This window comes from Planktothrix sp. FACHB-1355 (assembly GCF_014748295.1).
GTDB lineage: Bacteria > Cyanobacteriota > Cyanobacteriia > Cyanobacteriales > Aerosakkonemataceae > Aerosakkonema > Aerosakkonema funiforme_A.
Window position 1 is genome coordinate 1 of record NZ_JACJUP010001339.1, and the last position, 1,691, is coordinate 1,691.

Below are 1,691 nucleotides of genomic sequence, written 5' to 3' on the forward strand. Positions count from 1 at the left end.
GTCGCAAGCAAGCTGAGTCTATGAATGAAGAATCCCCGTCCCTTTAGGGCTCTTGAGTGTCAAGAAGCATATATGAATGAAGCTGGGGTTAATAATCACTTGGAAGCTGCGGCGGTTTACCAGCGCCAAACCCGCATGGGACAAGACTCGGATCTGAGAGCTTTTGCTACTAGAACCTTGCCCACAGTGCAAGGTCATTTGGAAATGGCCGCAACGATGACCGGTTACAGCCTCGCACGCGGAAGCGACGATGCTTCCGGTACATCCGATACACCTGCTATGCCGATGAGCCGTTAAAAGTCAAAAGTTAAAAGTCAAAAGTCAAAACGAAGAGTGGGGGAGTGGGGGAATTTATATGTACATTTTCGACCTTTATGTCGTTCTCCCGTTCTTCCGTTCTCCCTCTTCCCTAACCCCTAACCCCTAGCCCCTAACCCCTAACCCCTTGTCACTGCCAATTCCCTACCAGCACAAAAGGTGCCCAGAAGTAGGGATTTTGATATTGAGGATTTCGCAATAGCTTCAGTTGCGCGTTGCGAAGAGCTTCCGCTTTGCTAATTCCCGGCTTGGTGAGTTGGCGATAAAATTCCGCCATCACGATCGAAGTAGATTCGTCATTTACTTGCCAAAGTGTAGCTAATGTGCTGCGGGCACCCGATCGAATTGCAATCCCTGCCAAACCCAAAGCAGCGCGATCGTCTCCCGCCGCAGTTTCGCAAGCACTGAGGACAAGCAGTTCGATCGGCGCTTTCTTCTCCTGGGAACGAGAACGCAACAATAGATCTAATTGCTTAACATTAATACGTTCATCCCAAGTCAAAATAAAAGTCTCCGATGCTTTCGAGCTAAACTGACCGTGAGTCGCCAAGTGAACAACTGGGAAAGGAATTTTGTTGATTTGTGCTTGTAGTTCCTGAGTGATAAACTGCTGATTGATGAGAGTATCAGCGGGAACCGCAGAAGAAATCTGCTCCACTTCACTCGCGACTGCGGGTAAAGCAGGAAAACCCTGACGCGCCTCTGTCAGAGCCCCTGTCAACGTTCTCAATCTTACTTGCGTCAGCGGTCGCGGTTCTAATAATTGAAGTCCGGGAGTAAGAGCGATGCTGTATTTTTCGATCAGATATTTTTGACCGTCGTGCAGAATAGCCATCGGCAGATTTCGCAGATAGCCATCTAAAACAAATACCAAAGTTTTAACGCCACTTGCCGCTAAATCTTTTTCCGCAGGACGAATCAACAAATCGTAGAGTTGTTGTGCGAGGGGTAACCGCTCTTGTGGAAAAGCAGTGCGTCTGAGGGAAACTCTTGCTCGTTTGAAAATACTTTCCAATTCAGCCTTAGATTTGGCGGTGCTGTAATGGCGCAGCGATCGATTCTCCTGCAAAGACGCTACGCGATCGGGAACAGATAGAATCACCTCTAGGCGATCGCCCAAAATTATCGGATAGATAATCGCAGCAGTGCGATCGACTTCATCAATTATTCTGGCTTTCACATCTGCACAAGCATCCTGGAAAAAGTTGTCCAATTCCGCCAACTGCAAAGACTCGATCGTCTGACGAGCTAGCTTCAGTTTAGCTCGATCGGTAACCTTCCCCTCTCCTTCCAAAAGTAACCCCACTAACTCGCGATAAATCGGTTCGACACTTTCCCGAAACGAGAATTGTACTTGCGATTGGATGGTCACC

2 protein-coding genes are annotated in these 1,691 nt (G+C 48.3%); one reads left to right on the forward strand and one right to left on the reverse strand.

Annotated features, from left to right (window positions below; all coding sequences use genetic code 11):
* Positions 1-72: 72 nt before the first annotated feature.
* The gene (locus H6S82_RS32170; RefSeq protein WP_190473558.1) at positions 73-297 is read left to right on the forward strand and encodes a DUF4142 domain-containing protein; all 225 of its coding nucleotides are present in this window, start codon (positions 73-75) and stop codon (positions 295-297) included.
* Between the two features lie 151 nt (positions 298-448).
* Here the strand turns inward: H6S82_RS32170 and H6S82_RS32175 are convergent.
* Positions 449-1,691: CHAT domain-containing protein (locus tag H6S82_RS32175; protein WP_191057419.1), on the reverse strand; the 1,243-nt coding region annotated here is incomplete at its 5' end.

What these genes read in the sequence shown, in the direction of transcription:
- H6S82_RS32170 (WP_190473558.1), top strand. Translation starts at nt 73, where the DNA reads ATGAATGAAGCTGGGGTTAATAATCACTTGGAAGCTGCGGCGGTTTAC.